This window comes from Leptotrichia trevisanii DSM 22070, assembly GCF_000482505.1.
Taxonomy (GTDB): domain Bacteria; phylum Fusobacteriota; class Fusobacteriia; order Fusobacteriales; family Leptotrichiaceae; genus Leptotrichia; species Leptotrichia trevisanii.
The window spans coordinates 62,096-88,343 of record NZ_KI519445.1 but is presented as its reverse complement, the minus strand read 5'-3'; the positions used below and the strand labels follow the sequence as shown (position 1 = coordinate 88,343).

The 26,248-nt window shown below is 31.4% G+C and carries 24 protein-coding genes; 16 read left to right on the top strand and 8 right to left on the bottom strand.

Annotated features, from left to right (window positions below):
- Positions 1-77: 77 nt before the first annotated feature.
- The 6 genes from K324_RS0112355 (at position 78) to K324_RS0112325 (ending at position 5,629) form a co-directional block, all read left to right on the top strand.
- Positions 78-476, top strand: a complete 399-nt coding sequence (locus tag K324_RS0112355; protein ID WP_026749405.1) for a DUF2721 domain-containing protein — start codon at positions 78-80, stop codon at positions 474-476.
- Between the two features lie 226 nt (positions 477-702).
- Positions 703-2,037 carry a bifunctional UDP-N-acetylglucosamine diphosphorylase/glucosamine-1-phosphate N-acetyltransferase GlmU gene (glmU, locus tag K324_RS0112350; protein WP_026749404.1) on the top strand — a complete coding sequence of 445 codons (1,335 nt, stop codon included), beginning with the start codon at positions 703-705 and terminating at the stop codon, positions 2,035-2,037.
- 121 nt (positions 2,038-2,158) lie between these two features.
- Entirely contained in the window at positions 2,159-3,151 is a 993-nt protein-coding gene (locus tag K324_RS0112340; protein WP_026749403.1) for a ribose-phosphate diphosphokinase, read from the top strand.
- A complete protein-coding gene (locus tag K324_RS0112335) occupies positions 3,144-3,746 on the top strand; it encodes an L-threonylcarbamoyladenylate synthase (RefSeq protein ID WP_036095774.1) in 603 nt (200 codons plus the stop codon). Before K324_RS0112340 ends, K324_RS0112335 begins: the two co-directional genes overlap by 8 nt.
- 128 nt (positions 3,747-3,874) lie before the next feature.
- Entirely contained in the window at positions 3,875-4,348 is a 474-nt protein-coding gene (locus K324_RS0112330; protein WP_026749401.1) for a hypothetical protein, read from the top strand.
- A gap of 60 nt (positions 4,349-4,408) precedes the next feature.
- The gene (locus tag K324_RS0112325) at positions 4,409-5,629 is read left to right on the top strand and encodes a GspE/PulE family protein (RefSeq protein WP_026749400.1); all 1,221 of its coding nucleotides are present in this window, start codon (positions 4,409-4,411) and stop codon (positions 5,627-5,629) included.
- 83 nt (positions 5,630-5,712) lie between these two features.
- On the opposite strand, the gene K324_RS14945 is transcribed toward K324_RS0112325, so the two are convergent.
- The 4 genes from K324_RS14945 to K324_RS0112305 form a co-directional block, all read right to left on the bottom strand.
- Complete coding sequence (locus tag K324_RS14945; RefSeq protein WP_051354468.1) at positions 5,713-7,218, bottom strand: RnfABCDGE type electron transport complex subunit D; 1,506 nt, start codon at positions 7,216-7,218, stop codon at positions 5,713-5,715.
- Positions 7,218-8,591, bottom strand: a complete 1,374-nt coding sequence (gene rsxC / locus K324_RS0112315; protein WP_026749398.1) for an electron transport complex subunit RsxC — start codon at positions 8,589-8,591, stop codon at positions 7,218-7,220. The genes K324_RS14945 and rsxC overlap by 1 nt, the downstream gene beginning before the upstream one ends.
- 235 nt (positions 8,592-8,826) lie before the next feature.
- The gene (locus K324_RS0112310; RefSeq protein WP_269472689.1) at positions 8,827-9,966 is read right to left on the bottom strand and encodes a nitronate monooxygenase; all 1,140 of its coding nucleotides are present in this window, start codon (positions 9,964-9,966) and stop codon (positions 8,827-8,829) included.
- Positions 9,967-10,027: 61 nt separating this feature from the next.
- Positions 10,028-10,489 carry a hypothetical protein gene (locus K324_RS0112305; protein WP_026749396.1) on the bottom strand — a complete coding sequence of 154 codons (462 nt, stop codon included), beginning with the start codon at positions 10,487-10,489 and terminating at the stop codon, positions 10,028-10,030.
- A 678-nt stretch (positions 10,490-11,167) separates the two neighbouring features.
- Between K324_RS0112305 and K324_RS0112300 the strand changes: the two genes are divergently transcribed.
- The 5 genes from K324_RS0112300 to K324_RS0112280 all read left to right on the top strand — a co-directional run bounded on the left by K324_RS0112300 (position 11,168) and on the right by K324_RS0112280 (position 15,548).
- Entirely contained in the window at positions 11,168-11,485 is a 318-nt protein-coding gene (locus tag K324_RS0112300; RefSeq protein ID WP_026749395.1) for a thioredoxin family protein, read from the top strand.
- Positions 11,486-11,550: 65 nt separating this feature from the next.
- Entirely contained in the window at positions 11,551-12,573 is a 1,023-nt protein-coding gene (galE, locus tag K324_RS0112295) for a UDP-glucose 4-epimerase GalE (RefSeq protein WP_026749394.1), read from the top strand.
- A 33-nt stretch (positions 12,574-12,606) separates the two neighbouring features.
- Positions 12,607-13,644 carry a DUF3829 domain-containing protein gene (locus tag K324_RS0112290; protein WP_026749393.1) on the top strand — a complete coding sequence of 346 codons (1,038 nt, stop codon included), beginning with the start codon at positions 12,607-12,609 and terminating at the stop codon, positions 13,642-13,644.
- A 36-nt stretch (positions 13,645-13,680) separates the two neighbouring features.
- The gene (locus tag K324_RS0112285) at positions 13,681-14,283 is read left to right on the top strand and encodes a hypothetical protein (protein WP_026749392.1); all 603 of its coding nucleotides are present in this window, start codon (positions 13,681-13,683) and stop codon (positions 14,281-14,283) included.
- Between the two features lie 29 nt (positions 14,284-14,312).
- Positions 14,313-15,548: an aminopeptidase gene (locus K324_RS0112280; RefSeq protein ID WP_026749391.1), complete on the top strand. Its 1,236-nt coding sequence runs from the start codon at positions 14,313-14,315 to the stop codon at positions 15,546-15,548.
- A 533-nt stretch (positions 15,549-16,081) separates the two neighbouring features.
- Here K324_RS0112280 and K324_RS0112270 read toward each other — a convergent pair.
- Positions 16,082-18,343, bottom strand: coding sequence for a RelA/SpoT family protein (locus tag K324_RS0112270; RefSeq protein WP_169720587.1), 2,262 nt, complete (start codon positions 18,341-18,343; stop codon positions 16,082-16,084).
- Between the two features lie 303 nt (positions 18,344-18,646).
- On the opposite strand from K324_RS0112270, the gene yqeK reads away from it, so the two are divergent.
- The 3 genes from yqeK to smpB all read left to right on the top strand — a co-directional run bounded on the left by yqeK (position 18,647) and on the right by smpB (position 22,133).
- Entirely contained in the window at positions 18,647-19,225 is a 579-nt protein-coding gene (gene yqeK, locus K324_RS0112265) for a bis(5'-nucleosyl)-tetraphosphatase (symmetrical) YqeK (RefSeq protein WP_232051194.1), read from the top strand.
- Between the two features lie 150 nt (positions 19,226-19,375).
- On the top strand, positions 19,376-21,658 hold the full coding sequence (gene rnr, locus K324_RS0112260) for a ribonuclease R (protein ID WP_084533656.1): 2,283 nt from the start codon (positions 19,376-19,378) through the stop codon (positions 21,656-21,658).
- A 25-nt stretch (positions 21,659-21,683) separates the two neighbouring features.
- Positions 21,684-22,133: an SsrA-binding protein SmpB gene (smpB, locus tag K324_RS0112255; RefSeq protein ID WP_026749387.1), complete on the top strand. Its 450-nt coding sequence runs from the start codon at positions 21,684-21,686 to the stop codon at positions 22,131-22,133.
- A 106-nt stretch (positions 22,134-22,239) separates the two neighbouring features.
- Here smpB and cobK read toward each other — a convergent pair whose 3' ends face one another.
- Entirely contained in the window at positions 22,240-23,034 is a 795-nt protein-coding gene (gene cobK / locus K324_RS0112250) for a precorrin-6A reductase (protein ID WP_026749386.1), read from the bottom strand.
- Between the two features lie 965 nt (positions 23,035-23,999).
- Positions 24,000-24,611, bottom strand: a complete 612-nt coding sequence (locus tag K324_RS0112245) for a histidine phosphatase family protein (RefSeq protein WP_232056077.1) — start codon at positions 24,609-24,611, stop codon at positions 24,000-24,002.
- Between the two features lie 731 nt (positions 24,612-25,342).
- Here K324_RS0112245 and K324_RS14940 point away from each other — a divergent pair.
- The gene (locus tag K324_RS14940) at positions 25,343-25,729 is read left to right on the top strand and encodes a transposase (protein WP_051354467.1); all 387 of its coding nucleotides are present in this window, start codon (positions 25,343-25,345) and stop codon (positions 25,727-25,729) included.
- Positions 25,730-25,797: 68 nt separating this feature from the next.
- Complete coding sequence (locus K324_RS15890) at positions 25,798-25,938, top strand: hypothetical protein (RefSeq protein WP_156907003.1); 141 nt, start codon at positions 25,798-25,800, stop codon at positions 25,936-25,938.
- 23 nt (positions 25,939-25,961) lie between these two features.
- On the opposite strand, the gene K324_RS15620 is transcribed toward K324_RS15890, so the two are convergent.
- The coding region (locus tag K324_RS15620; RefSeq protein ID WP_036095770.1) for a transposase family protein at positions 25,962-26,248 on the bottom strand (287 nt) is incomplete at its 5' end.

Below are 26,248 nucleotides of genomic sequence, written 5' to 3'. Positions count from 1 at the left end.
ACGGGAAATAGTATAAAACACTATATTTTAATTATTAAACAAATTTACTATAAAAATTTGAAAGGATGGTGAAAAATATGACTTTGGAAATAACTACACCTGCGGTTCTTTTCCCTACAGTATCTCTTCTTTTACTTGCATACACCAACAGATTTCTGGCTCTTACAGCGATTGTAAGACAGATGGATTCGAGTGGGGAAGTAGAGCATGAATTTTATCAGGTTAAAAACTTGAGGAAAAGGTTGAATTATATTAAAAAGATGCAGTATTTTGGGGTTTCGAGTTTATTAATGTGTGCAGTTTCAATGTTATTTTTATTTTTTCAGATAGATTTTGTTGGGAAAATCAGTTTTGCAGTAAGTTTGGTGTCGCTTATCGTTTCACTGTTATTTTCTCTTTTGGAAATACAGATTTCGCTGGAGGCTTTGAGGATTCATTTGAATTATAACGAAAGTGAAAATGAGGAAAAAAAATGAAAGAAATCTTGTTAAATTAAAAATTTTTTTAAGACATTTTATTTAACAAATAAAAAAATTTTTCATAATATTTGAATAAATCGGAAAAAATTGATATAATTAACTTGGAAAATAATTTTAATGTTAAACTCAAAAATTTGAGTTTTTTTAAACACTGTATTTTTTATAGCTTGAGTAAATTAAAGACAAATATTTTATTGTCGATTATTGAATTGAAGGAGGAATGATGATTTCGTTAATTTTGGCGGCGGGAAAAGGGACTCGTATGAAGTCCGAACAATCGAAGGTTTTACACAGGGTGAATGGTATTCCGATGATTAAAAGAGTTGTTAATGTGCTGGAAAATATTGGAAACGAAAAAAATATTTTTATTCTAGGGCATAAAAAGGAAAATGTTCTGGCTGAAATGGGAGACATTACTTATGTTACACAGGAACAGCAACTTGGAACAGGGCATGCAATTCTGATTGCAAAGGATAAAATTAAGGAATATGGTGAAGATGTCCTTATCACTTATGGTGATACACCGTTATTAAAAGAAAAAACATTGGAAGAATTAAAAAAAGTATTTAAGGAAAAAAATCTTGACTGTATTGTGCTTTCATGTAAAGTTAAAAATCCATTTGGATATGGACGGATTGTTAAGGAAAATGGAAAAATTTCAAATATTGTCGAAGAAAAGGAAGCAAATGAAGACGAAAGAAAAATAGATGAAATTAATACAGGTGTGTATATCTTTAAGAATGAAAGTCTACTTTATGCAATTGAAAAAATTGACAATAATAACTCAAAAGGCGAGTATTATTTAACAGATGCCATAAAAATTTTATCAACTGAAGGCTATAAAGTTGATAGCTTTCAAATTGAAGATGAAGATGAAATCTTAGGGGTAAACTCAAAGGCTCAGTTAGCACAAGCCAGTAAAATTTCAAGAGATAGAAAAAATACTGAACTTATGGATAACGGTGTAATTCTGATTGATCCAGATACAACTTATATTGAAGATAATGTTGAAATTGGGCAGGATACTGTAATTTACCCAAATGTTACAATTCAGGGAAATACAAAAATTGGAAAAAACTGTGAAATCTTGGGAAATACAAGAATTGAAAATTCTGTAATTGCTGATAATGTGAGAATAGAGGCCTCTGTTGTTGAGCAGTCTACTCTTGAGGAAGGGGTAACTGTCGGGCCATTTGCACATTTGCGTCCAAAGGCATATCTGAAACAAACTGTACATGTGGGAAACTTTGTGGAAATAAAAAATTCTACGCTCGAAAAAGGTGTGAAAACAGGGCATTTGACTTATATTGGAGATGCTGAAGTCGGTGAAGATACAAACATTGGTGCAGGAACAATTACTTGTAACTATGACGGGAAAAATAAGCATAAGACAAAAATTGGAAAAAATGCCTTTATCGGAAGCAATTCAATAATCGTGGCACCTGTAGAAATTGGAGCTAAAGTCTTAACAGCTGCGGGCTCTGTCATCACAAAGGATATTCCTGATGAGGCACTTGCATTTGGAAGGGCAAAACAGGTAAACAAAGAGAAAAAATAAGTAAGAGATTTTAAAAAGGAAAAATGTCAAAAAATCAAAAAAATTATAATGTATGTTTTAATGTTGATAATAAAAATTTTTTAGTAGAAATTCAAAATATAGGGAGAGAAAGGGAAATAAAATGATAACATTAACCAAAGAAGACAAAAGCAAAATAAGAATTTTTTCAGGATCATCAAGTGAAGTGCTGGCAGAAAAAATTGTAAAATATTTGGATATGGATTTATCCTCTGCTGAAATTGTGAGATTTGCCGATGGGGAAACTTTTGCAAAAGCAAACGAAAGTGTGCGTGGATGTAAAGTATTTATTATTCAGTCTACTTCAAAACCTGTAAATGAAAGTATTATGGAGCTTTTAGTTTTTATTGATGCGATTAAAAGATCATCAGCGAGAGAAATTATTGCGGTAATTCCTTATTATGGATATGCAAGACAAGACAGAAAAGCAAGTCCACGTGAACCAATTACATCAAAACTTGTTGCAAACTTGCTTACTGTAGCAGGGGCTACAAGGGTAATCACAATGGATTTACATGCAAGACAAATTCAAGGATTTTTTGACATTCCAGTGGATCATATGGAAGCATTACCAATTTTGGCCAAACACTTTATAAAATATGGATTCAGCCCAGAAGATACAGTCGTTGTTTCACCTGACGTCGGTGGAGTAAAAAGAGCAAGAGGACTTGCAAATTGGCTACATACACCACTTGCAATAATTGACAAAAGACGTGCAAAGGCAAATGTTTCAGAAGTTATGAACATTATTGGAGATATAAAAGGGAAAAAAGCTGTTTTAATTGACGATATGATTGATACAGCGGGAACAATTTGTAATGCGGCACAGGCTCTAATTGACAAGGGGGCATCAGAAGTTTACGCATGTGCTACACACGCCGTATTCTCGGATCCTGCGATTGAAAGGCTAAAAAACTCAGCTTTTACAGAAGTTGTAGTAACTGACACAATCCAATTGCCTGAAGATAGAAAATTTGACAAACTGAAAATTTTATCAACAAGTAAAATGTTTGCGGAAATAATAAAAAGAATTGCAACAAATAATCCAATAAGCGACTTATTTGAAATGCCAGTTGACGATGGTGACGATGACTAAAATTCAAGATACAGTGAATATTTTAAAAAATGGAGGAGTTGCCATATTCCCAACTGATACTGTCTATGGGATAGGTGCTCTTCCAGAAAAAAAATATGTGGAAAAAATTTATAAAATTAAAAAAAGGGATTTTTCAAAAAAAATAATTGCGTTAATCAGTGATAAAAAAATTTTACCAGAGTTGATAAATGAAACTGATAAAAATATAAAAAAAATTGAAAATATCCTTGAAAAATACTGGCCGGGAGAATTAACCGTCATTTTTCAGGCAAATCAGAATTTTACAAAAAATTTTGATGAAAGTATGAAAACAATTGGAATCCGTATTCCAAAAAATAAAACTGCTCTGGAAATAATAAAAAACGCTGGTGGTGTCTTATTAACTACAAGTGCAAATATTTCAGGTGAAAATGCTGTTACTAAGGTAGAAAAACTGAGTGAAGAACTGTTAAAAAATGTGGATATTGTCTTTCCAAATAAAAATTCGGAATTGACAGGAAAGCCCTCTACAATTGTGAAGTATGAAAATGGAGAACTCTCATTGTTAAGGGAAGGAAATATTTCGTTTGAAGAAATAATGGAAAATTTTAAATAAACTAAACTTGAATCAAATTAATATAAATTAAACAATTTTAAAATTAGAGCAAATGGAAAGTAATTTTTAACTTTGTTTTCAGGTGAATTGCTATAAATATAAAAATAATAAATAGAAAGGAGTCTTTTATGGCAAAAATGGTAAATCCAAATACTGTTAGCAATATGGATTTAATAAATGCAAAATCACAGGCTAAAATGCAACAGCTTGTACAAAAAATTGGAAAAGGAAAAAGAAAAGTCAATGTTACATTTTCTAAAATGTCAAGAAGTTATCTTACAAGAATGATTGAGGAAATGAGAAAAATGATGAGCCAGTATGAAAAACAGCTGCCAAACGTGTTTGGTTTCTTCAAATATTTAGAAAGTGAAGTAAAAATAACAAAGGCAAACAAAAAGGAAAAAACTAAAAGTGTAAAACTTTCCTATGAAGAAGTTGACTTCTTTAAATTGCAGCTAAAGGAAACATTAAAGGGGATTGACACTCAACGTGCCGCCTTGAAATGGTACAATCTAATTAAAAAGGCATTGTTTAAAACATTGAAAAAACAGACAGAATTAGTGCTGGAAGAATTTAATGGTGGAAGTGTTAAAAAGAAATAATTTAAAATAAAAAATATTAAAAAAGTAAAAGTATAAAAGTGGGAAGGGAAATTGAGGACAATGAATAACAAAATAAATAATAATATAACTGAAAAGGCAAAACTTAAAGACTTTGCTGATAATAAAAAAAATAACATATTATCAAATGATACAATTTCTTATCTAAATGAAATTGTAAAAACAGGATTTAAGGAACATGCCAGCGATATTCACATAAAGTTTGATATGCTGGAAGGAATGGAAATAAAGTACCGAGTTGACGGATATCTTATGGAAAGTGAGAAATTATATGAAACTGTGAATAAAAAAGTACTGGAAAAAAATATTACAGAAATTATTGCCAGAATAAAAATTTTGGCTGGAATGAACGTTGCGGAGAAAAGAAAGCCACAAGATGGCAGCTTTTCTTTTTTATTGAATATAAAAAATCTCAACAAGCGATATGACATAAGAGTCGCCTATATGCCAACAATTGGTGGAGAAAGCGTAGTTCTGCGTATTCTTGAAAACTATCTGGAAGACATAAACCTTGAAACACTGGGATTTTCAAATCAAAGTATAGAAATGTTAAATGAGATTTTAACTAGAAAATACGGAATGATACTCGTAAGTGGGCCGACAGGCTCTGGAAAATCCACAACTCTAAAATCCTTAATAAATATACTAAATGATGGAAGAAAAAAAATTATAACGGTGGAAGATCCTGTTGAAAGCAAAATCGACGGAATTGTTCAGATACAGGTAAACCAGAATATCGGAGTAACATTTGCCGAAGTCTTGAAAGCCACATTGAGAAATGATCCTGACATTATTGTAATTTCAGAAATCCGTGATGAAATCACAGCGGAAATTGCTGTAAGGGCGGCATTAACAGGACACCTCGTAATTTCCACAATTCACACAAACGACGCAGTTTCCACATTAATCAGGCTGGTGGATATGGGCATTCCAAAATACTTGATACTAGATTCATTAATCTGTGTGATTGGACAAAGACTGGTTGGGAAAAAGTGCCAGAAATGTATGGGGAAAGGCTGTGATGAATGCTCCAGCGGGTACAGCGGCAGAATTTCAATAAATGAGGTGCTTGTCCTGAATCAGGATGTACGGAATATTTTAAAATCCGACAGCCATCTTGGCTCTGAAACTAAGGATAAATTAAAAATGCTGAATCAAAAGTATGAAAATCAAAAATGCTTTATTGATTTTGTGGAAGATGCGGATGAGAAAATTGAGAAAAATTTGATTTTTGAAAGGGAAAAGACAAGTATTATTTTTTAACAAAAAATGCAAGGATTTTTATTGTCCTTGCACAAATTTATTTTTTAGGAAATTAAGCCGATTATTTGACTGATTTCCTTTTTTTATTTAAATTTTCTATTTTTATTTCTGTCATTTCTTATTAATTGCACTGTCAATACCAAGATATATAAATAAACTAGATATGGAATTGCCCCTATTTTATGTAAAGTTATAAAAATCAGTGCAAAAACAAGTATTCCTATCGTAAGCAATATCCCCATTCCAACCTGTTTCCACACTTCCTCCTTCACTTCATATCCAAATACAACTGGACGGAACACCTTGTTTATAAATCTTGTAAAAGGATTTAAAATTAACAGCACATACGATAATGTCTCATTTTTTACTCCAAGCACTGACAACAACACAATCACAACACCCAGCATTATTCCGTAATAAATCTTCCCGCCTGCAAATGATGGACTTGTCGGCATATCAGTCGCCATAAATATTCCTGTCAGCAAAAGTCCCCCCATCGAAACGGAAATTCCGTTTTTTAGGAACATTGTTGCAATAAACGATGTGGCAAATAAAGTTACTGGAATATGCCACGAAATACGGTTTTTTACCAGCAGGTAAACTCCTCCCAGAATTAGTGCAATTGCAGAATACGAACCTAATGAACCCGAAGAAGTCAGCAACAGTTCATCAAAATAGCTCATAAGCGGTATTTTCTGAAAATTCACAAAAACATTTATTTTTGATAATCTCAGGGCTTCCTGACTGAACCATATTGTCCCGGAAGACATTGCAACAGGAAAGAAAACTGTCATAAATTCACGCCCTACTACCGCTGGATTAAGCACATTTCTCCCAATTCCGCCATACATCAGCTTCCCAAAAATTACAGCCATACCCGCCCCAAAAGCAACAACTGGTAATGGAGTCAGCGGTGCTAAAGTCAAAGCCATCAAAAGTCCAGTTATAACTGCTGATAAATCGTGAGTAGAATTTTTGTCATTCAAAAATATTCTTGAAAACAGCTTTTCTGTAACTATTGCTGTGAAAACTGAAGTTACTATTACTGACAGGGCTGTCAGTCCATAAACCAGTCCAGCTGTAATTATAGCTGGAAATAAAGCCACAACAACATCTTTCATAACATCCCTCACTTCAACATTTGTTCGCACGAATGGACTAAACGATATTTTTTTCATTTCTCTATTTTTAAAAAAGTTTCTTATTATTTTTCTTCGTTTAAGTTTTTCATCTCTTTTTTCTAAATTTTTTTTATTAGCTACATTTGATTTTTCCTGTGATTTTGATTTACTTATATTTGTATTTTCTGTATTTGCAGTTGTTTTTATATTTTGTTTTTTATCTTTTTTTACTTCTCTATTTTTTGCTTCTTTTTCAATTGTTTCTCTTTTAATTTTTTCATTCCGTGTTTTTTCCAGTTTTATTATTTTTCTGCTATTATTCAAATTTGACTGGCTAACATTTCTTTTTTCCCGTAATCCCTCATTTTCTAAATTTGAAATTGTATCATCACTATCTAAAAGTCCATTTTTAATTTTTCTGTTTTTTACATCCAGTATCTCTTCCAGCAACGATTTTTCATCTGCCATTATTTATTCTCCTCCATTTCCGACAAGATTGCTTTTCCTGTTTTTATGCTTTCTATTAGCGGAACTCTCGACGGACATACAAATTCACACGCTCCACATTCAATACAGTTCTGAATATTGGCCTTAACCATCTGTTCATATTTCCCCTTTTCATAACAATCTGCAAACTCAAAAGGCATAAGATTCATCGGGCAGACTTCCACACAATATCCACATGAAATACAGTTTTTCCTTTCAATTTCTTCTGTGCTTAAAAACAATATTCCAGAAGTTCCCTTAATCACAGGCACTCTTGAATCAAAAATTTCCATTCCCATCATAGGCCCACCAAAAATCACTTTTTCCTCATTTTGAATTTTTAGCTCTTTTACAATATGATAAAGCGGCGTTCCGAATTTTATTTTGTAATTACCTATATTTCTCGCTTCTTCCCCAGATACTGTAACAACTCTTTCTATAAGCGGTTTCCCCTCAAAAAATGCGTCATAAATTGCTTTTACCGTACTTACATTGCTTACAACCACACCTTTTTCCAGCGGCAATTCCCCTTTTCGCACTTTTTTACCTGTAACAGTATTTATTAGCTGTAATTCACTTCCTTGTGGATAAATTGTCGGTAACAGCTGAATTTTCAAGTCAAACTCTTCCTCTTTCCCCATTTCTTCAAATTTTTCGACTAACTCGCTATTTTCCGCTTCTATCCCAATTACTATCTCTTTCGGATTCAGCAATTTCTGTATAACTTTCAATCCACGGAAAATTTCCCTTGTATAATTTTTCATAACCGAGTAGTCAGAAGTCAGATACGGCTCACATTCCGCCCCATTTATTATAAGTGTTTCCACCTTCCTGAATTTTATATCATATTTTATGTATGTCGGAAACTGTGCCTCTCCAAGTCCTACTATCCCAGCCTCTTTTATTATCTTAAAAATTTCATCTTTCTTTATTAATTTTAAATCCCTAAGTTCCCTTTTTACGAGGTTTTCTTCCTTATTTTTAAAATCATTTGCAATAATAACGGTTTTTACTTTATTTCCATTTGCAACCAGATGTTCTACAACATCAACAACATCTCCAGAAACAGGCGAATGTATATTGGCTGATATGTTGCCTGAAACTTCTCCTATTTTCTCATATTTTTTTACATAATCACCAATTTCCACTACTGGAATCGCTGGACTTCCTATATGCTGTGAAAGCGGGACATACAAAAGACTTGCATCTTTAAATTCCTTTAGTTTAGTATTTTTTGTCATCGGCTTCATCGACTGATATTTTCTTGCTGACTTTTTTTTCTTTTCCTCTATTTCATCAACATTTTTATTCAAAAGAATATCTATTATTCTCTTTATGCTCGTATTTCTAGCCATTTCCTTCTCCATTTTTTATTTTCATTTTTAATTCCTCATTTCAATTCTTCAATAAAAGACAATTTTTCCTATAATAAATTTTGACTTTTACTGAAAAATTCAAAGTTGATAATTAAAACAAAATTTTTGATTATATTATTTAAACTTTATTTCCCATTTAATTTTAGAATACAGATAAAAGTAGAAAACAAGGGGACTTGTAATTACCCCTTGTTCCTGATTATTTACTATAATCCTAATTAATTTCCGTCATAAGTTCATCTATTAGATCCTTTACGTGCACAATTTCTTTCAATTTCCATCCATTTGCCCCCGAGAAAAACAATCCACTTTGAAGTCTACCTAAATAAGCATCTCCAAGACTGTCGGCAATACAGTATCCCACTCTATTTGCACCTTTTCCACGTTCACAAGGGAATACACAGTTGCTTATACATTTAATCTTTTTTGTATTTGGCTCCAATGTTTGAACTAAGTTTGTTTTTACAGCACGTCCTGGATATCCGACTGGTGAACTTACAATTACAATATCCTCTTCCTTTGCGTCAAGTAAAACCTGTTTTAGCACATCACTTGCATCACATTCGTAGGTACCGATAAATCTTGTCCCCATTTGAACTGCATCCGCTCCAAGTGCCATAATATTTTTTATATCGTTATTATCCCAGATTCCTCCCGCTGCAATAATCGGAAAATCCCCCCATTTATCCCGTTCTTCCTTGATGGGTGGCAAAATTGCTTCCAGCTGATGTTCAGGGGCAAACAGTTCTTCGTATTTGGCACCTTGGTGTCCTCCACTTTTTGGCCCTTCCACGATTACTGCTCCCGGCATTTTCCCGGCGGCTTTCCATTTTTTACAGATTATTTTCAATGCTCTGGCTGATGAAACTATCGGCACGATTTCCACATCTGGAAAATCCTTTACAAGTCTTGGAAGTTCCAATGGAAGTCCCGCCCCTGTAACAATAATATTTGCCCCAGCCTCAAGTGCATCCTGAACCACTCTTTCATAATCATTGATTGCATGTAGAATGTTACAGGCAAGCGGTTTATCTCCACAAATTTTTCTTGCATTTTTAAATATTTCAAAAAGTGCTTCACGGTTGTAGGCGTTTTCTGTCCCAAGAGGCCGTCCATTTACAGCCTTTTTAACAAATCTCATATTTTGGTAGTATCCAGTACAAATTGCACTTATTGTCCCAAGTCCCCCATTTTTTGCCACATTTCCAGCAAGCCTGTCCCAGCTTATTCCAACACCCATTCCACCTTGAACTATTGGCTTTTCAATAAAATATTTTCCTATTTTTATTCCTTTTAATTCTATTTTCTTTTTTTCATTTGAAATTTCTGAATTTTCCTCTTTAATTTCCTTGATTTCATTCACTTTGATTTCCTCCAATTTTATAATTTTTATAAATAATTAACTATGATTACTTTTAAAAATTATATGGCGGAGCTCTGCTAATCTTCTTTTTTTCACTTATCGAAGTATAATTCAAAATTACATTACAAAAATGTAACTTCGGCAAAATATATATTAATTTCGTTATTTTTTCGATTATTTTTTTTCTTATATCATTTTCAATAAAATTTATGTACCCATTGGCACAAAGCCGTTCAAAATTTTCTACCAGCCTTTTTAAATCAACATTTTCCAAAAATGATAAATCAATCCCCGAATTTGAAATATGTCTATCCAGCATTTTCAAAAATTCATCACTTTTATTTATTACAATTTTTTTATTTTTCTCATATAATAAAGCAACGTTTTCGATATTCAAAAAACTTATTTTAGAAAAAGTTGAAAAATAATCTTTTTTTGTAACTTGCTCAAAAAAGTGTGTAACAACTGTTTGCACAACTTTAGATAACTTCTTCACCCGAAATTTTTCAAACATAAAACCTCCTTTATTATTTATAGTAAATTCTTTAAAACCAAGCCCACGACTTATATATGCTTAATCTATCTCAGACTGATTTTTTTATGTTAAAAATATATTCCCATAACTTATAACACACGTTATTTTTATTTAATTATATAATGTTTTTGCACTTTTTACAATTAAATATTTTTATTTTGATAATCAAAATATTTTCATAATTAATCTTTTAATTTTTTCATTGTAATTATATCTTGCCAAACAATAAAATTCAATTTTTTACTACTACATTTATATAAACAAATGAAAATTTATTGTTCTTAACATAGTTTCTATTTTCTAATGGGATTTAGTATTAGATTAATTTATTTAATAACAATTTTTACTATTTTTATTATGTTATTTCTTTTTTTTGCAGGATTGCTCATTGCCGCAAATCCTTATCTTGCAGTAAAGGTTTATCTTAATAATTAAAATTCGAGAAGCGGGGATGCAAGGGAAAGGCGTTTGTTTCCTTTGCTTAAAATAAACTAAAAAAATAAGATTTAAGAAACAAAAATTATTAAACATAATAACCCAAAATTAAAAAAATGAATAAATAGCCTTGTAAATCAGAAATAAAAAATAAAATTGCAGAAATTAATTAAAATTGATATAATATTAGAAAATATAAATTTAAAATCGAGGTGAAGTTATATGAGCAATATCATCAATTATACTGGAGAAGACTTTGAAAATGAAACAGTTTCACAAACCGGGCTTACTCTTGTGGATTTTTATGCTATCTGGTGTGGCCCTTGTCAAATGCTTGAAAAGGTTCTTGCAGAAGTGTCCAATAATTCAGATTGTAAGATTGTCAAGGTTGATGTTGACGATTATCCAGAGTTTGGGGCAAAGTTTAAGATAAGGGGATTGCCTATGCTTTTGCTTTTTAAAGATGGAAAAATTGTGGAAACTTTGAATGGATTTCAAATTTTTGATGAGATTATGGAAAAAATTAATTTACATAATTAATTTGATAATTTCAAAATTTGCTTAGATATGAAAATAGAAAATTTTAGAAAGAAGGGATGTATTTTATGAAAACGATTTTAGTACCGGGAGGAGCGGGATATATCGGTTCTCACACAGTTTTAGACTTGATAAAGAAAGGATTTCATCCAATTATAGTAGATGATTTCAGCAATTCAAGCAAAAAGGTTATTACAATTTTAGAAGAACTTTCTGGAACAAAAATATCTTTTTATGAGCTTGATGTAAAAAATAAGGAAGGCCTGAGAAAAATATTCAGTGAAAATAAAATTGATGCTGTCATTAATTTTGCAGGATTCAAGGCAGTTGGGGAATCTGTAGAAAAACCGCTTATGTATTATGAAAATAATCTATTTGGAATGATTACTTTGCTTGAAGTGATGAAGGAATTTGATGTAAAAAATATTGTGTTCAGCTCATCTGCCACCGTTTATGGAATTTCTGATAAAGTGCCTTTTGTGGAAACTGATCCGATGGGAGAAGCTACAAATCCTTATGGACGTACAAAAGTAATAATTGAACATATTTTAATGGACTTGGCAAAATCCGACAAGACTTGGAACATCATCGCACTTAGATACTTTAACCCTTTAGGTGCCCATGAAAGTGGGAGAATCGGAGAAGATCCAAATGGAATTCCAAACAATCTTTCGCCTTACATAACTCAAGTTGCAGTAGGAAAATTGGAAAAGCTGCACGTTTTTGGAAATGATTACGACACTCCTGACGGAACTTGCATAAGAGATTTTGTTCATATAAACGATTTAGCAGCGGGACATTCAGCTGCAATAAATTATTTATTCAATGAAAGGGTAGGATTTGAAGCAATAAATCTGGGAAGTGAAAAAGGTTACAGCGTTCTTGAAATTTTACATAATTTTGAAAAGGCTGCTGGAAAAACAATCCCTTATGTAATTGACGGACGAAGAGCAGGAGATATTGCCGTTTGTTATGCCGATGCCTCAAAAGCCAAAAAATTATTAAACTGGGAAGCCAAATACACTATTGAGGATATGTGCCGAGATTCGTGGAACTGGCAGAAAAAAAATCCAAATGGATTTGAAGACTAACAGCAATCTTTCTTCTTACTTTCCGGAGGTACTATGAAAAAGATTTTTTTATTAATTTTTACAATCATACTTATTTTAAACTGTAATAACGGTTATAACTCAAAAGAAACACGATCTGATAAAATGACTGAAAAAGAAAAAGAAGAATTTGAAAAAATTCAGAATATGTCGCCAGATGAAGTAAAAACTTTAGGTTTATTAAAAGCTATTAATAATCCATTCGAGAATATATTCTTCGAATATGAGCAGAGATACGATATGTATTTCAGGATAAAAAGAGGCGAAAAAGAAGAATTTTTTATCCCTTCTGAAAAAAATATACGGGAACTTGTGGAAAAATATCCAGTAACTCCAATAGAAAAAGAATATTTTGAAAAAAAAGAAACTCTAAAAGAAGCTATTCAAAAAAACAGTGTTTTTAAAGATTTTTCAGCACCAGTTAATGAATATTTTGAATATGCCGAAAAGAAAATTTCAAAAATGAAAGAAATTGAGAATTATTATAAAAGCGATGAATACAAGAAGGATAATTTTCAAAAAGGTAAAATTTTAGACAGGGGATACGAAGAAATCCGTATGTCATACAGTTCTTATAACAATAATATTAAATCAAAATTTCAAAATTTAGATTCCCTGGCAGCAAAATATTCACTAAATGATTTAAAAAATAGCGGACAAACTGCTGCATACAACATTTATCGGATTAAATTTATTATTTCCCTAATAGATGAAAAATTTTATAATATTGATTTGGAAGATGAAAAAAATAATAATTTTATAAATCAGCTGGAAATATTAGGAAAAGACTTTAAATTAGCAGTATCTCAAGCTGAAAAAATAAAAGATTCAGAAATTGAGAAAGAAAAAATGGATATTGAAAAATATAAAACTTTTGTAAAAGAAGCTAAAAAATCTGTAAAAAATTTCTATAAAGGACTTAAAAAATTAAAAAAGAAGAATTCAAATTCAGATGATGAACTTGTTATCTTTGAAAATTCAAAATATAACAACTTGCAATTTTATAAAGACAACGAAAAAAATGAGAAAATGAAAATCTTTTACCGAAAATAAATAAAAAAATATAATATTATACAAGGAGGATTTTTTATGAAAAAATTATTTTTGATGTTTATGCTATTAACACCATTGGCAATGGCAGATGAAAGAGCAGAAATTTTTGTAAGTCCTAGTTATGGTAGTTATAGAGGACAGAAGAAAAATAATATTAATCAGGAAGTAAAAAATGTAATAGGAAGTGGAGTTAAAATTTCATTTGAAAGAAGACAGCCATTTGTTGATGATTCTGGAATAGGAATTGGAACAGGGATAGTGTATAATACTTTAAAAGTCAAAGGAAATGGTATAAATAGTGGTTCAGGAAATTTAGTTTCAGTTCCACTTTATATAACAATGGGATCAGGATTGGACAATGGAATTTATACTAAAATTTCATTCGGTTTATCATTTTCAAGCGGAAACGTGAAATGGACTGATAAAAATGGTGGCCGTGGAGAAATAAAAGCCGCTCCAGTAAGTGGATATGGTGCTATTGGTATGGGAGTTCAAAAAAACAGATTTTCAGCTGGAATAAGCCTTGCTACAACACCAAGACTTAAAAGAAGCTATTCTAGTCCTACTAAAACATACAGAGATAAATTTTCAGACGGTTTAATCTCACTGGAATTTGGATATGCTCCTAAATATGAATAATAATAAATTATGAAAGGAAAAAAATAAAAATGAATAACTTTGAAGAAAAATTAAGTAAATATGCAGAAGTAATTGTAAAAATTGGGGCAAATGTACAGAAAGGGCAGAAAGTTTGGGTAAACTGTACAACCGATGCTTTGCCGCTAGTCTATAAAGTTACAGAATTAGCTTATCAAGTGGGGGCAAGTGATGTTCACATAAAATTGACTGATGACAAATTATCAAGACTTCACGCTGAATATCAGTCAAAAGAAGTTTATTCACACATCCCGCAATGGGCAATTGATGAAAGAAATGACTACCTCGACAACAATGTCGTATTTATACACATTTTAAGCAGTTCTCCAAACTTATTTGCAGGAATTGACGCTGAAAAGCTGGGAGCATTGACAAAAAATGCAGGGGAAGCTTACAAGCACTATAGAACATGCATTATGACAGATGTAAATTCCTGGACAATTGCAAGCTATCCTTCGGCAGACTGGGCAAAACTTGTATTCCCAGATGAAACAGATGCTGACATTGCACAGGAAAAGCTGCTTGATGCAATATTAAAGACTGTAAGAGTCGATAAAGCCGATCCTGTAAAAGCTTGGGAAGAACATAGAAAGAACTTGACTGAAAAAGCTGATTTTTTGAACAATAAAAAATTCATAGCACTTCACTATACTTCAAAGGGTACTGACTTGACAGTAGGACTTCCTAAAAATCATATTTGGGTGGCAGCTGGAAGTAAAAATGCAAAAGGGGCAGATTTCTTGCCAAATATGCCTACAGAGGAAGTATTCACAGCTGGGGATAGAGAGCGTATAGATGGTTATGTTTCAAATAAAAAACCACTTTCTTATCAGGGAAATATTATTGACAACTTTAAACTGACTTTTGAGGACGGAAAAGTTGTGGATTTTGAAGCGGAGCAAGGATATGAGATTTTGAAGCAGCTGCTTGATACTGATGAAGGTTCAAGAAGAATAGGAGAAGTTGCTCTTGTGCCGAATGATTCGCCTATTTCTAACTCAGGACTTCTTTACTATCAAACATTATTTGACGAAAATGCCTCAAACCATCTGGCATTGGGTGCCGCTTACCCAACTAACGTAAAAAACGGTACCAAAATGACTGAAGAAGAATTGGAAAAAGCTCATATTAACCAGTCAATTTCACACGTTGACTTTATGATTGGTGACGCAGAAATGGATATTGACGGGATTCTGGAGGATGGGACAAGAGTTCCCGTATTTAGAAAGGGCAATTGGGCTTTTTAAAATAATTAAAAATTTATAAAATTGACTGTCTTGAATTAAGGCAGTTTTTTTTATAAAAAAATAAATATAAACAGAAGAAAAACAGCAAACCCTTTTGATTTACTGTTCAATAAATTTCTGTGATATCCTTTTTCTTGTTAATCTATTTGAAAATTTTTATTTATGAATTATCCAATAATCTTTATACGAGTATCCATCATGCGTTCCTACCAAAAGATTATCCGATTTTGTAAATCTATTAAATATAACACCATTTTCAAGGCTTTCTACTGTCAAAATTTCTACTTATCTTCAAATCTGCCATAAAAATTGATAAGACAGAAAAAAAATAATAAACACTGGCCACATCAACTTTAATCTGTAAAAATTACAATTTCAAATAATTTATAATAAGCATAAAAATGATAATCACAAAAAAGAAAAACAACACTTTTTTAGTAATTTTTATAAATATTTTCAATAAAAATAGAAATATGATTAAACCAATTATTACTTTCAGTTCCATTTTCAACTCCCCCTTTTAAAAATTTTTTTTATTTCTTTATAACATCTATCACTTCCGGCATTGATTTTAGGTTGTTTGCCAATCTGTCAAAATCTTCCCTGCTTCGGATAGTTATTCTTAAATGTATAAAAATCCGCTTGTTTCCATTTTCTTTAAAGTTATTTGTATTTACAGTTATCAAGTTCATTTTGTATTCATTTAAGATTCGGATAATGTCAAGCAGCAGTCCATTTCTGTCTGAGGCTTTTACTGTGAAATTAAATTCGTATGAACTGTTAGCTGAAATTGCAGATTCATCCCAATACACATCAACTTCCCTTTCCGGCTCTTTTTCCATAAGGGAAATGAAGTTATCACAGTCGGCACGGTGAATTGCGATTCCACGTCCACGTGTCACATAGCCACGTATTTCATCGCCGGGAAGCGGACTGCAACATTTTGCAAAACGGTACATTGTGTTTTCTGTTCCAGAAATTTTTACACCATCCTGATTCCGTTCCTTTTGACGATTTCCTTTTTCGGTTTCCTCTTCAAGCACCTTTTCTAATGCTTTTTCTTCTTTTTTCTCAAACTTGTTCAAAAAGCCGTCAAGCGACAAATCTCCAGTTCCAAATCTATAAAATAATGTTTTATCATCAGTAATATTGTACTTTTTCATATAAAGGAAAACACGCTCATCTTCCATCATATCCTTCAATTTAAGCCCAAGCCGCTCAAATTCTTTTTCTAAAATTTGTTCCCCTTCCTTCGACTTTTCCTCAAATTCCTTGTCCTTAAACCATTTTCTTATCTTCACACGGGAACTATGGTTATTTACCATTTCAATCCAGTCTTTTCCAGGCCCTTTCATATTCTTGGAAGTTATCACTTCAACTTTATCCCCTGTTTTTAACACTTGATTAAGCTGAGTAATCCGTCCATTGACTTTTGCCCCAATCGTTCTGTACCCAATTTGAGTGTGTACCTGAAATGCAAAGTCAAGTGCAGTAGAGTTTCGTGGCATTTCTACAATGTCATCCTTTGGCGTAAATACGAATATCGTTTGTTTTAATACATCCCCTGTAACTTCCTGCACGAATTCCATCTGTTTTTCATTATCTTTCTTATTTTGAACAGAATCCTTCAATTTTTTTACGTCTGCATAAAATTTTTCATTTTTGGATTTTGATTTCTTTTCTTTGTATTTCCAGTGTGCCGCAACCCCTTCTTCTGCTATTTCGTGCATTTTCTGCGTTCTAATCTGAATTTCCACATGCTGACTATCAGGGCCTTTCACTGTTGTATGAATTGATTGATAGCCATTTGGCTTCGGCTGTGAAATATAATCCTTGAATCTGTTAAAGACAGGCACGAATAAATCGTGAATTATCCCCAGCACATTATAACATTCATTTTTTTTCTCAACAATAATCCTTATCGCAATCAAATCGTACAAATCTACAAATCTTTTTTCTTTTTCAATCATTTTCCGATAAATGCTGTACAGATGTTTTGGACGCCCCGTAACTTCGCCTTTTATATCATTTTTTTCAAGTTCCACCTTTATTTTTTCAATGACTTTTGCTGTATATTCCTCACGCTCACGTCTTTTTGAATTTATAAGCTCTTTGATCTCATAATAATCTTTTGGATATAAAAATCTAAAACTTATATCTTCCAGCTCCCATTTTATCCTAGCCATCCCTATCCTGTGAGCAATCGGTGCATAAATTTCAATTGTTTCCTTTGATTTTTCCTGCTGCTTCTCAGGTTTCATATATTTTAATGTCCGCATATTGTGAAGCCTGTCCGCCAGCTTTATAATTACAACCCGAATATCCTCCGACATTGCCACTACCATTTTTCTTATATTTTCCAGCTTTTTACTGTCCGTTCTCGGCAAATTCCTAAGTTTCGTAACCCCATCCACAAGTTTTTTCGCATCTTCCCCAAAAGTGTACTCTATATCCGCCAAAGTTATAAGTGTATCCTCAACCACATCATGCAAAAGTCCAGCCACAATCGTATCTGTGTCCATTTTCATATCAGCCAGTATTTCCGCCACTTCCACAGGGTGCAAAATATAATCTTCCCCACTTTTCCTCTTCTGTCCCACATGCGACTCATAGGCAAGCATAAAAGCGTGTCCAATTTTATCCATATCCACATCCAGCCTATTTTCCCTAATCCTATCCGCAAGCTGTTTAAACAGTTCATCATAACTCTTATTAACAATTACAGGCACTCTCATATCTTCAATTTCATCATCCGTCATCTTCCAATCATTTTTTAGCACTTTTTTCTCATCCATTTCGCATCTCATCCTCTCAGCATCAAATAAAATCCTCTCTATCCTACTTATTTTATCCGATTACTTTTTCTTAAAATTATTTTACTATACATTTTGAGAAAAATCCATTATAAAGTGTGAATATTATTAATTTTTTTTGTTTTGAAAATCTAAATTGTTAAAAAAATTTCTATTTATTTTAATTTTACGATTTTTCCCTTGTCTAAATATAGCAGATTTGTTGTTTTTTTCTTTGTCGTGTAGTATAATAATACTGGTATGTATATTTAGGTATAAAATTATTTGTAAGTGAGGGGATAGGATATGATAGATATAAATAAAATCAAAAAAAATGTAAAAAATTATTTGGATGAAAAAAGATACAATCATGTGGAAAGAGTTGCAAAATGTGCTGTGGAACTTGCAAAAACTTACAATGTAGATGTGGAAAAAGTGGAGGCTTCAGCTTGGCTTCATGATGTGGCAAAATTTTTTGACTTGTCAGTTATGATTGACTTGACAAAGGGAAAATATCCTGAAGTTGAGGATAAGATGTCAAAGTCTACGGCTGTACTGCATGGATTTGCAGGAGCTGAGTTTGTACGGCAAAATTATGAATTGTTTGGAATTGATGATGAGGAAATTTTGGATGGGATAAAATATCATACAATCGGAAAAGCAAATATGAATACACTTGCCAAAATTATTTATTTATCGGATGCAATTGAGGAAGGAAGAAGCTGGGAAGGCGTGGAAACAGCTAGAGAACTTGCAAAAACTGATCTGGATAAGGCAATAAAATTTGAAATTGAGGAGAAATTAAAATATTTGCTTTCAAAAGATTCAATTATTCATCCAAATATTATAAAATTTAGAAATTCAATAATAGCTAATCAGCTCTAAAATTTTTAAAAAAATCAGATTTAGTCTAAAAAATAAAAATTGCTTTGAAATATATCTGAAAATTTATTATTTTGACAATTTTTAGCCATATTCTACTAGAATTTTATAATTTAGATTATTTTGATACATTGAACAAGACAGAGGAAAAATATGGGAAATAAAAAAAAGAAAGAAAAACATAAAAATAAAAATATTGAAAATAACGATAAAAATTTTCATAAGGAAAAAAAATTTAACGGAAAAAATTTTAATAACAAAAAAGAAAATCAGAAAACTCATAAAATGGAACTTAGGGAAGAGCGTGAATTAAAATATTTGCGACAAGTGCTGGCAGAATATGAGTTTACTTTTCAGGAAATATTGCAGTTGCTGGAATGGAGCCAGAAAAAGCGGAAAATGTATAAGCAGCTCTTGAATGCATGGGAAGAAAGTGGCGATATTTATTTGAAAAGGAATGGAAGATATACCTTGCCTGAGAAGGAGGGGTTTGTAAAAGGGGAAATTTCCATTGCTAGCGGTAACTTTGGATTTCTTGATGTTAATGGAGAAGCCAGCGTCTTTATCTCTGGATCTTACCTAAATACGGCTATGAATGGCGATACTGTTTTAGTGCGTATTTTGAAGGAAAGTTCTGATGGAAAGAAGCGTGAAGGTGAAGTTTGCAAGGTTGTAAAAAGAAATCGCAATGTCATTGTTGGAGTTTTTGAACATAGTTTAAGTTTTGGCTTTGTACGTCCAAGAAATTCACCAAAGGATATTTACATTCCGAAAAAATTGATAAAAGGCGCAAAAACTGGAGATTTAGTGGCTGTAAAGGTGGATTTCTGGGGAGATGAGGAAAGAAAGCCTGAAGGAGAGATTGTAAGTGTACTGGGGAGTCCAAAAGATACGGAAGCATTAATTTCATCGTTGCTTTTAAATGAAGGGATTGAGGAGAAATTTCCAAATGAAGTCTTGCAGGAACTGGATAAAATTGATGAGGATTTTTCGGAAGAATTAAAGAATCGGAAAGATTTGCGGCATCTTGATATTATTACAATTGATGGCTCTGATGCGAAAGATTTGGATGATGCAGTTTATGTGGAAAAAACAGAAGAGGGGTATAAACTTTTTGTAAGCATTGCTGATGTTTCTTACTATGTACAGGAAAATACCGAGCTTGATACAGAAGCATTGAAGCGTGGAAACTCAATTTATCTTGTAGACAGGGTAATTCCTATGTTGCCACGAAAGTTGTCAAATAATCTATGTTCGCTTAATCCAAATGAGGATAAACTGACTTTTACTGTAGAAATGGATTTAGATAAAAAAGGTAAAGTTGTAAGAAATGATTTTTACAAATCGGTTATAAAATCGAAATACAGAATGACTTATGAAAATGTAAATACAATTTTGGAAAAAAATGAAGAATCTGAAGAATATCGAAATCTATATGATAAATATAGAAAAATTGATGAAATGCTTAAAAATATGCTAGAATTATCTAAAATCATCAGAAACAACAAAAAGAGACGTGGGAGCATTGATTTTGAATTACCTGAGATAAAAGTAGCCTTAGACGAAAATAAAGCCGTAAAAGACATCGTATTGCGTTCTAGAGGAGAAGCTGAAAGAATCATCGAAGACTTTATGGTTATCGCAAATGAAACTGTAGCTGAAAAATTATTCTGGGAAGAAATTCCAGCAATTTATAGAGTCCATGAAGATCCTGATAAGGCAAAGGTTCAGGCATTGAATGAAACTTTGATAAAATTTGGATATTCTCTAAAAGGGCTGGAGGAAATTCATCCCGGAAAATTCCAGAATATTATAGAAAGAACGACAGGACTACCGGAAGGCTATTTAATTCACAAATTAATTTTAAGGGCAATGCAACGTGCAAGATATGCCAACAAAAATCTAGGGCATTTTGGGCTGGCTTCCAAATATTATTTGCACTTTACATCACCAATCCGTCGTTATTCTGACTTAATTGTCCACAGAATGCTTGGACGTTCGATTGAAAAATTTATGAGTGAAAAGGAAAAAGCAAAATATGGAGCTAATTTTGAAGCAATTGCCTCCAGTATTTCGAGAACTGAAAGAGTGGCGGATAAACTGGAAGAAGACAGCATAAAAATCAAATTGATTGAATATATGCAGGATAAAATCGGACAGGTTTATATTGCCAGACTTAGTGGAATGAATAAAAATAAAATATTTATGGAACTGGAAAATCACGTGGAAGTGGTTTACAATGTTACAACAGCACGTGACAACTTTATTTATGATGAGGAAAACTTTAAAATCGTGGATAAAAGAAATAACGAGTCGTACACCATGGGAAGTACAATGAAAGTAAGCATTGTAAGTGCAAGTTATGCCAAAATGGAAATTGAGGTTATACCTTATGTGGAAGAGAAAATAAAAATTGAAGAAATGGAAGAAGAATAAAAAGAAAACATTGGAAGGAGGGAAAATGCCAGTATTAGCTAGAAACAAAAAGGCTTTCCATGATTACTTCATAGAAGATAAGCTGGAAGCAGGGATTGAACTTGTGGGAACGGAAGTGAAATCGGTGAAGGCTGGAAAAGTCAGCATAAAGGAAAGTTTTATAAGAATTATACGAGATGAAATTTTTGTGATGAATATGCATATTACGCCTTATGAATTTGGGAATATTAATAATGTTGCAGAATCTCGTGTAAGAAAATTGCTTTTGAATAGACGTGAAATAAAAAAATGGAGTGAAAAAATCAAAGAACAAGGCTACACTATTGTTCCAATTTCAGTTTATACAAAGCAAAGGCTTGTAAAAATGGAAATAGGGCTTGCAAAAGGTAAAAAAATGCATGATAAGAGGGAATCACTGAAAAGGAAAGATATTGATAGGGACATGAAAAAGATTCAGAAGAATTTTACTAGATAATTTTGGTTAATAAAAATACAATAAAAGAGGGACTATCACAAGATTTGTCTTTCTTTTTTTTATAAGAAAAACTACTTTTTCAGATTGTCCCTAAAATTTTATTTTATCAAAGTTTAACCAAATATCTCATCAATTCCTCAATTGTATTAAAAACTGTCCCATAATCCAGAACAGGACGCTTAATTGCCAAAACTGTAACACCACATTCCTGACAAGCCTCTACCTTCTGTAATTCCCCTCCAGTTTCCCCACTTTCCTTCGTAATCAGATAATCAATTTTCAAATCCTGCAACATCACAACATTCATATTTTTTGAAAATGGCCCCTGCATAGCAATTATGTTTTTAGGCAAATATCCAAGTTCTTCTGCATTTTGTATCGAAGAAGTTGTTGGCAAAATTCTAACAAATAACCTATTTTTCTCACCAACTTCCTTTATCTCAGCCAAAGTATTTGAACCCAGCGTACTTAGTATAGTTTTATTTTCAAATTGTCGTAAAAACTTGATTATTTCCTGCAAATCCTGAAATTTAAATATATTTTTATTTCCATAATCAACCATTTTTCTCTCAAATCTTATATACTTTACTTTTTTCTCCTGAGTAACTCTCTCATTCAAATAACTTACCATTGAAATAACGGTATTACTAATATTCTGTGCATATGGATGGCTTGCATCAATAATCAAATCAATATTTTTTTCCAAAATCATCTCTTCAATTTGCAAAACATTCAATTTTTCTGAAATCACATGCACATTCTTATTTTTAGCCACATTCTCAAGTAACTTCCCCCCATACTCAGTAGCTGTACTAACAATAATATCATTTTCTCCAATTTTTAAAATCTCATTTAAAATATTTCTAGAATCCTTTGTTCCACCAATTATCCAAATTTTCATTTAATTTCCCTCCTTAAGTTTCCAAATATTATAGTTATTTGGAAAAGTCTAAAATTTCTAATAATTACAATACTTTTACAGTTCTAATTTTTACCATTTTTCTCCAGCATTTTTGTCATAAATTTTTAATATCTTATACTATTTCCCGTTTAAATAGTAGAAATCAGAAAATTCATGGAATTAAAGCTTTTTTTACAAGATTATGCTATTATACAATCTATAATGTCCTTTAATTAAATTTTATCGTCAAGTATCCATATAAGGGATTCTTATTTAGATTATGAAAAACTGTTTATTATTAATAAATATTTTTTCATAACCTCATATTTTTTCTTTTTATAAAGCAAGGGAAATCAGTCGCCATTTCCCTTTATTTCGCAATAATAGTTATTTTAGCATATTTAAATAATGTCATATTAAAGAGAATAGCGAAAGTGCTACGCACTATCCCTGGCTCATCTAAGCATTTTTTTGAAATATTCCCAAATTTTATTTGGGAAAGTAGTCGAAACATTTATTATTTGGATAAATCTGGATTACTACGAAAACGAAACTCGCTAACGCTCACTTACGCAAATTAAAGATTGGAACAACTCTATAAAATACATTTGCTATAAAGGTTTTGATGAAAGAAACACATAAATGTATTTAATCGTTTTCATTCCAAAAAAATCAAGACATTCTATATTAAATTATAAAGATTATTATATTTAAATTTTAAGCTTTTATATTTGGAACATATTAAATAAGCAAAACTATTATTAATCATAATATTTATAAACTAAAGTTATAAAAGTCCTTAAGATGGATACTTAAAAATTAGATTTAATTTTTTTAATAAGGCTATCAAATTAATTGTTATAGAATTTTATTTCTATTTTTTAAATAGGGTTTATAACGTTGTATTTAGTTAAGTTTTTATATTATCATTTTTACAATCGTCTATTTCTAATATCACTTGCAATTTATAAATACATACGGTATTTTCCGTTCTCATATGTAAATACTTTATATTCCCCATTTCCAATTAATTTTCTTTCATCCAAATCGTGAGCCTCCTTATTTTCAATATAATTAAAAAATAACTCCAAAACAGTACCATGCGTAACAACTAAAATATTTCCACCATTATTTTCATACACAATTTTATTCAATCCTCGTAAAAATCGCTTTAATCCATCTTTCAGTTCTTCTCCTTTCACATTCCCTGCACAATAATTTTTTACGTCATAAAAATAATTATGAGCCTCCTCTGGATATTTTACAAAAATCTCCTTAAAATTCATCCCTTGCCATTCCCCAAAATAAATCTCATTTAATTCACTCAATTTCTGTAATTTCAATTTTTCATTATCATTTTTTCTTTTCTCAATATTATTACTTTCCAAAATAATTTCAGCTGTCCCAACTGTTCTTCCCAACTTACTTGTATAAACAGCCTCAAATTCAATATCTGCAAGCTCAGTTGCCGTTTTCCTGATTTTAACTTTTCCTTCCTCTGTAAGCGGCGAATTTAATTGCCCTTGAAACTTTTCCTGCACATTCCACTCAGTCTGCCCATGCCTAACAATATACAATTTCAATTTCTCTTTCATTTCTTTTTTTACGACTTAACAATTGCAGTAAACTTTACTCAAATTATTATTCTCTAAAAACATACTACTCCAATTTTTTTAGCCGTACTCTCCTTTCCACACTTTTCTTTAGCCATTTGTAAAAGTCTAATACTATCCCCATTTAAATAATCAATTTATTATAAATTCTTTACAAAAAGGATTAAAACTTAATATATATTTTCAAACAATCAAAATATAATTCCCACTTTTTAAATGGGAATTCCTAATAATCACAATGTTTTTACAGTTCTAATTTCTACCATTTTTCTCCAGTATTTTTACAATAAAATTTTAATATCTTAAATAGCAACACTGCATTTAGTCAGGTTTTTATATTATTACTTTTTCAATCGCCTAACATTTTTCTTAATAATAACTCTATTTTAAAATCAATTCAAAAGTTAAAATCACTTTATTTAAAATTTTAGTTTTAATATTTCAATTTTAAAAAGTTCCAAATATAATTTAAATTATTATTCCAAAAAAATTAACTTAATTTTTAATTTCTGAATATTTTATATCACATCAAATAAACTTTTTCAACTCTTTTCTATTTCTTATTTTCAACTATAATATTATTAAAAATAATCTTAGAGTAATTTATTTTCATTCTTTATAAATATAAACAAAATTTTTTAACAAAAAAAAGAAAAAACCGAGATAAAATCTCGGCAAAATGGTATAATCAAATTATGATAAACAACAATAACCATTTAACTAGTTGTACTACATTTTTTCCAAATTATCAATTGTTTTTGCCTATGGATATTGGAGTTAATATCTCCGAATCATCGCCTGTTAGAGTAATTAGCAAATTATTGGAGGGATTAGACTATGGATACTTAACGCAAGCATACTCTAAAAATAAAGGCCGTAAGCGTAAAATTGAAGCCTATAAAATGTTTTTTATCATCGCATATGCTATGTTTGACGGTGTTAATACTACCAGAGCTATAGAAAAAAATTGTAGGGAAAATATTAATTACATGTGGATCTTAAGAGGATGTCCTGCCCCTGATCATAACACAGCTATCAGATTTATCTCTAACTATAAAATCGAAGTTGAAGATTTGTTCTAAATAGATTAACTGAATTAAGAGATTACAAAACTGTAACTTCCTACATAGCAAAAGAAAATGAATATGATATGCATATTAAAATTTATGGTAATAAAAACAGTTACTCTAAAACAGATAAGGATGCAACGTTTATGAGAATGAAGGAGGACTACATGAAAAATGGGCAGGCTGAAACCTGCATACAATTTACAGATAGGCGTGAATTCTGAATATATTAGACCTGTTCGATAACCTATAGTTCAAAATTATAAATTGCACAAATTAACGAAAATCTCAGGGCAAATTTTCTCCTCTTGTTTCTATAACGTGTAGACACTATCCTAAATTTCTTGATATGCCTGTTCACATGCTCTATGTAAATTCTACGTCTTGAAATAATTGAATTGTATTTCTTGTCCTCCTTAGTTAATTTATGCTTTTTTGTCGATTTTTTAGGTACCAAGCTGTTGCCGTGTATCTTATCCATGCCTATGTATCCCTTGTCGGCAATTAAAAGGACATCTCTTGAAAAATACACAC

Excerpts from the sequence above, each read along its gene's own strand:
- K324_RS0112355 (WP_026749405.1), top strand. The coding sequence starts at position 78 with ATGACTTTGGAAATAACTACACCTGCGGTTCTTTTCCCTACAGTATCT.
- glmU (WP_026749404.1), top strand. The coding sequence starts at position 703 with ATGATTTCGTTAATTTTGGCGGCGGGAAAAGGGACTCGTATGAAGTCC.
- K324_RS0112340 (WP_026749403.1), top strand. The coding sequence starts at position 2,159 with ATGATAACATTAACCAAAGAAGACAAAAGCAAAATAAGAATTTTTTCA.
- K324_RS0112335 (WP_036095774.1), top strand. The coding sequence starts at position 3,144 with ATGACTAAAATTCAAGATACAGTGAATATTTTAAAAAATGGAGGAGTT.
- K324_RS0112330 (WP_026749401.1), top strand. The coding sequence starts at position 3,875 with ATGGCAAAAATGGTAAATCCAAATACTGTTAGCAATATGGATTTAATA.
- K324_RS0112325 (WP_026749400.1), top strand. The coding sequence starts at position 4,409 with ATGAATAACAAAATAAATAATAATATAACTGAAAAGGCAAAACTTAAA.
- K324_RS14945 (WP_051354468.1), bottom strand. The coding sequence starts at position 7,218 with ATGGCAGATGAAAAATCGTTGCTGGAAGAGATACTGGATGTAAAAAAC.
- rsxC (WP_026749398.1), bottom strand. The coding sequence starts at position 8,591 with ATGGCTAGAAATACGAGCATAAAGAGAATAATAGATATTCTTTTGAAT.
- K324_RS0112305 (WP_026749396.1), bottom strand. The coding sequence starts at position 10,489 with ATGTTTGAAAAATTTCGGGTGAAGAAGTTATCTAAAGTTGTGCAAACA.
- K324_RS0112300 (WP_026749395.1), top strand. The coding sequence starts at position 11,168 with ATGAGCAATATCATCAATTATACTGGAGAAGACTTTGAAAATGAAACA.
- galE (WP_026749394.1), top strand. The coding sequence starts at position 11,551 with ATGAAAACGATTTTAGTACCGGGAGGAGCGGGATATATCGGTTCTCAC.
- K324_RS0112290 (WP_026749393.1), top strand. The coding sequence starts at position 12,607 with ATGAAAAAGATTTTTTTATTAATTTTTACAATCATACTTATTTTAAAC.
- K324_RS0112285 (WP_026749392.1), top strand. The coding sequence starts at position 13,681 with ATGAAAAAATTATTTTTGATGTTTATGCTATTAACACCATTGGCAATG.
- K324_RS0112280 (WP_026749391.1), top strand. The coding sequence starts at position 14,313 with ATGAATAACTTTGAAGAAAAATTAAGTAAATATGCAGAAGTAATTGTA.
- K324_RS0112270 (WP_169720587.1), bottom strand. The coding sequence starts at position 18,343 with ATGGATGAGAAAAAAGTGCTAAAAAATGATTGGAAGATGACGGATGAT.
- yqeK (WP_232051194.1), top strand. The coding sequence starts at position 18,647 with ATGATAGATATAAATAAAATCAAAAAAAATGTAAAAAATTATTTGGAT.
- rnr (WP_084533656.1), top strand. The coding sequence starts at position 19,376 with ATGGGAAATAAAAAAAAGAAAGAAAAACATAAAAATAAAAATATTGAA.
- smpB (WP_026749387.1), top strand. The coding sequence starts at position 21,684 with ATGCCAGTATTAGCTAGAAACAAAAAGGCTTTCCATGATTACTTCATA.
- cobK (WP_026749386.1), bottom strand. The coding sequence starts at position 23,034 with ATGAAAATTTGGATAATTGGTGGAACAAAGGATTCTAGAAATATTTTA.
- K324_RS14940 (WP_051354467.1), top strand. The coding sequence starts at position 25,343 with ATGATAAACAACAATAACCATTTAACTAGTTGTACTACATTTTTTCCA.
- K324_RS15890 (WP_156907003.1), top strand. The coding sequence starts at position 25,798 with ATGCATATTAAAATTTATGGTAATAAAAACAGTTACTCTAAAACAGAT.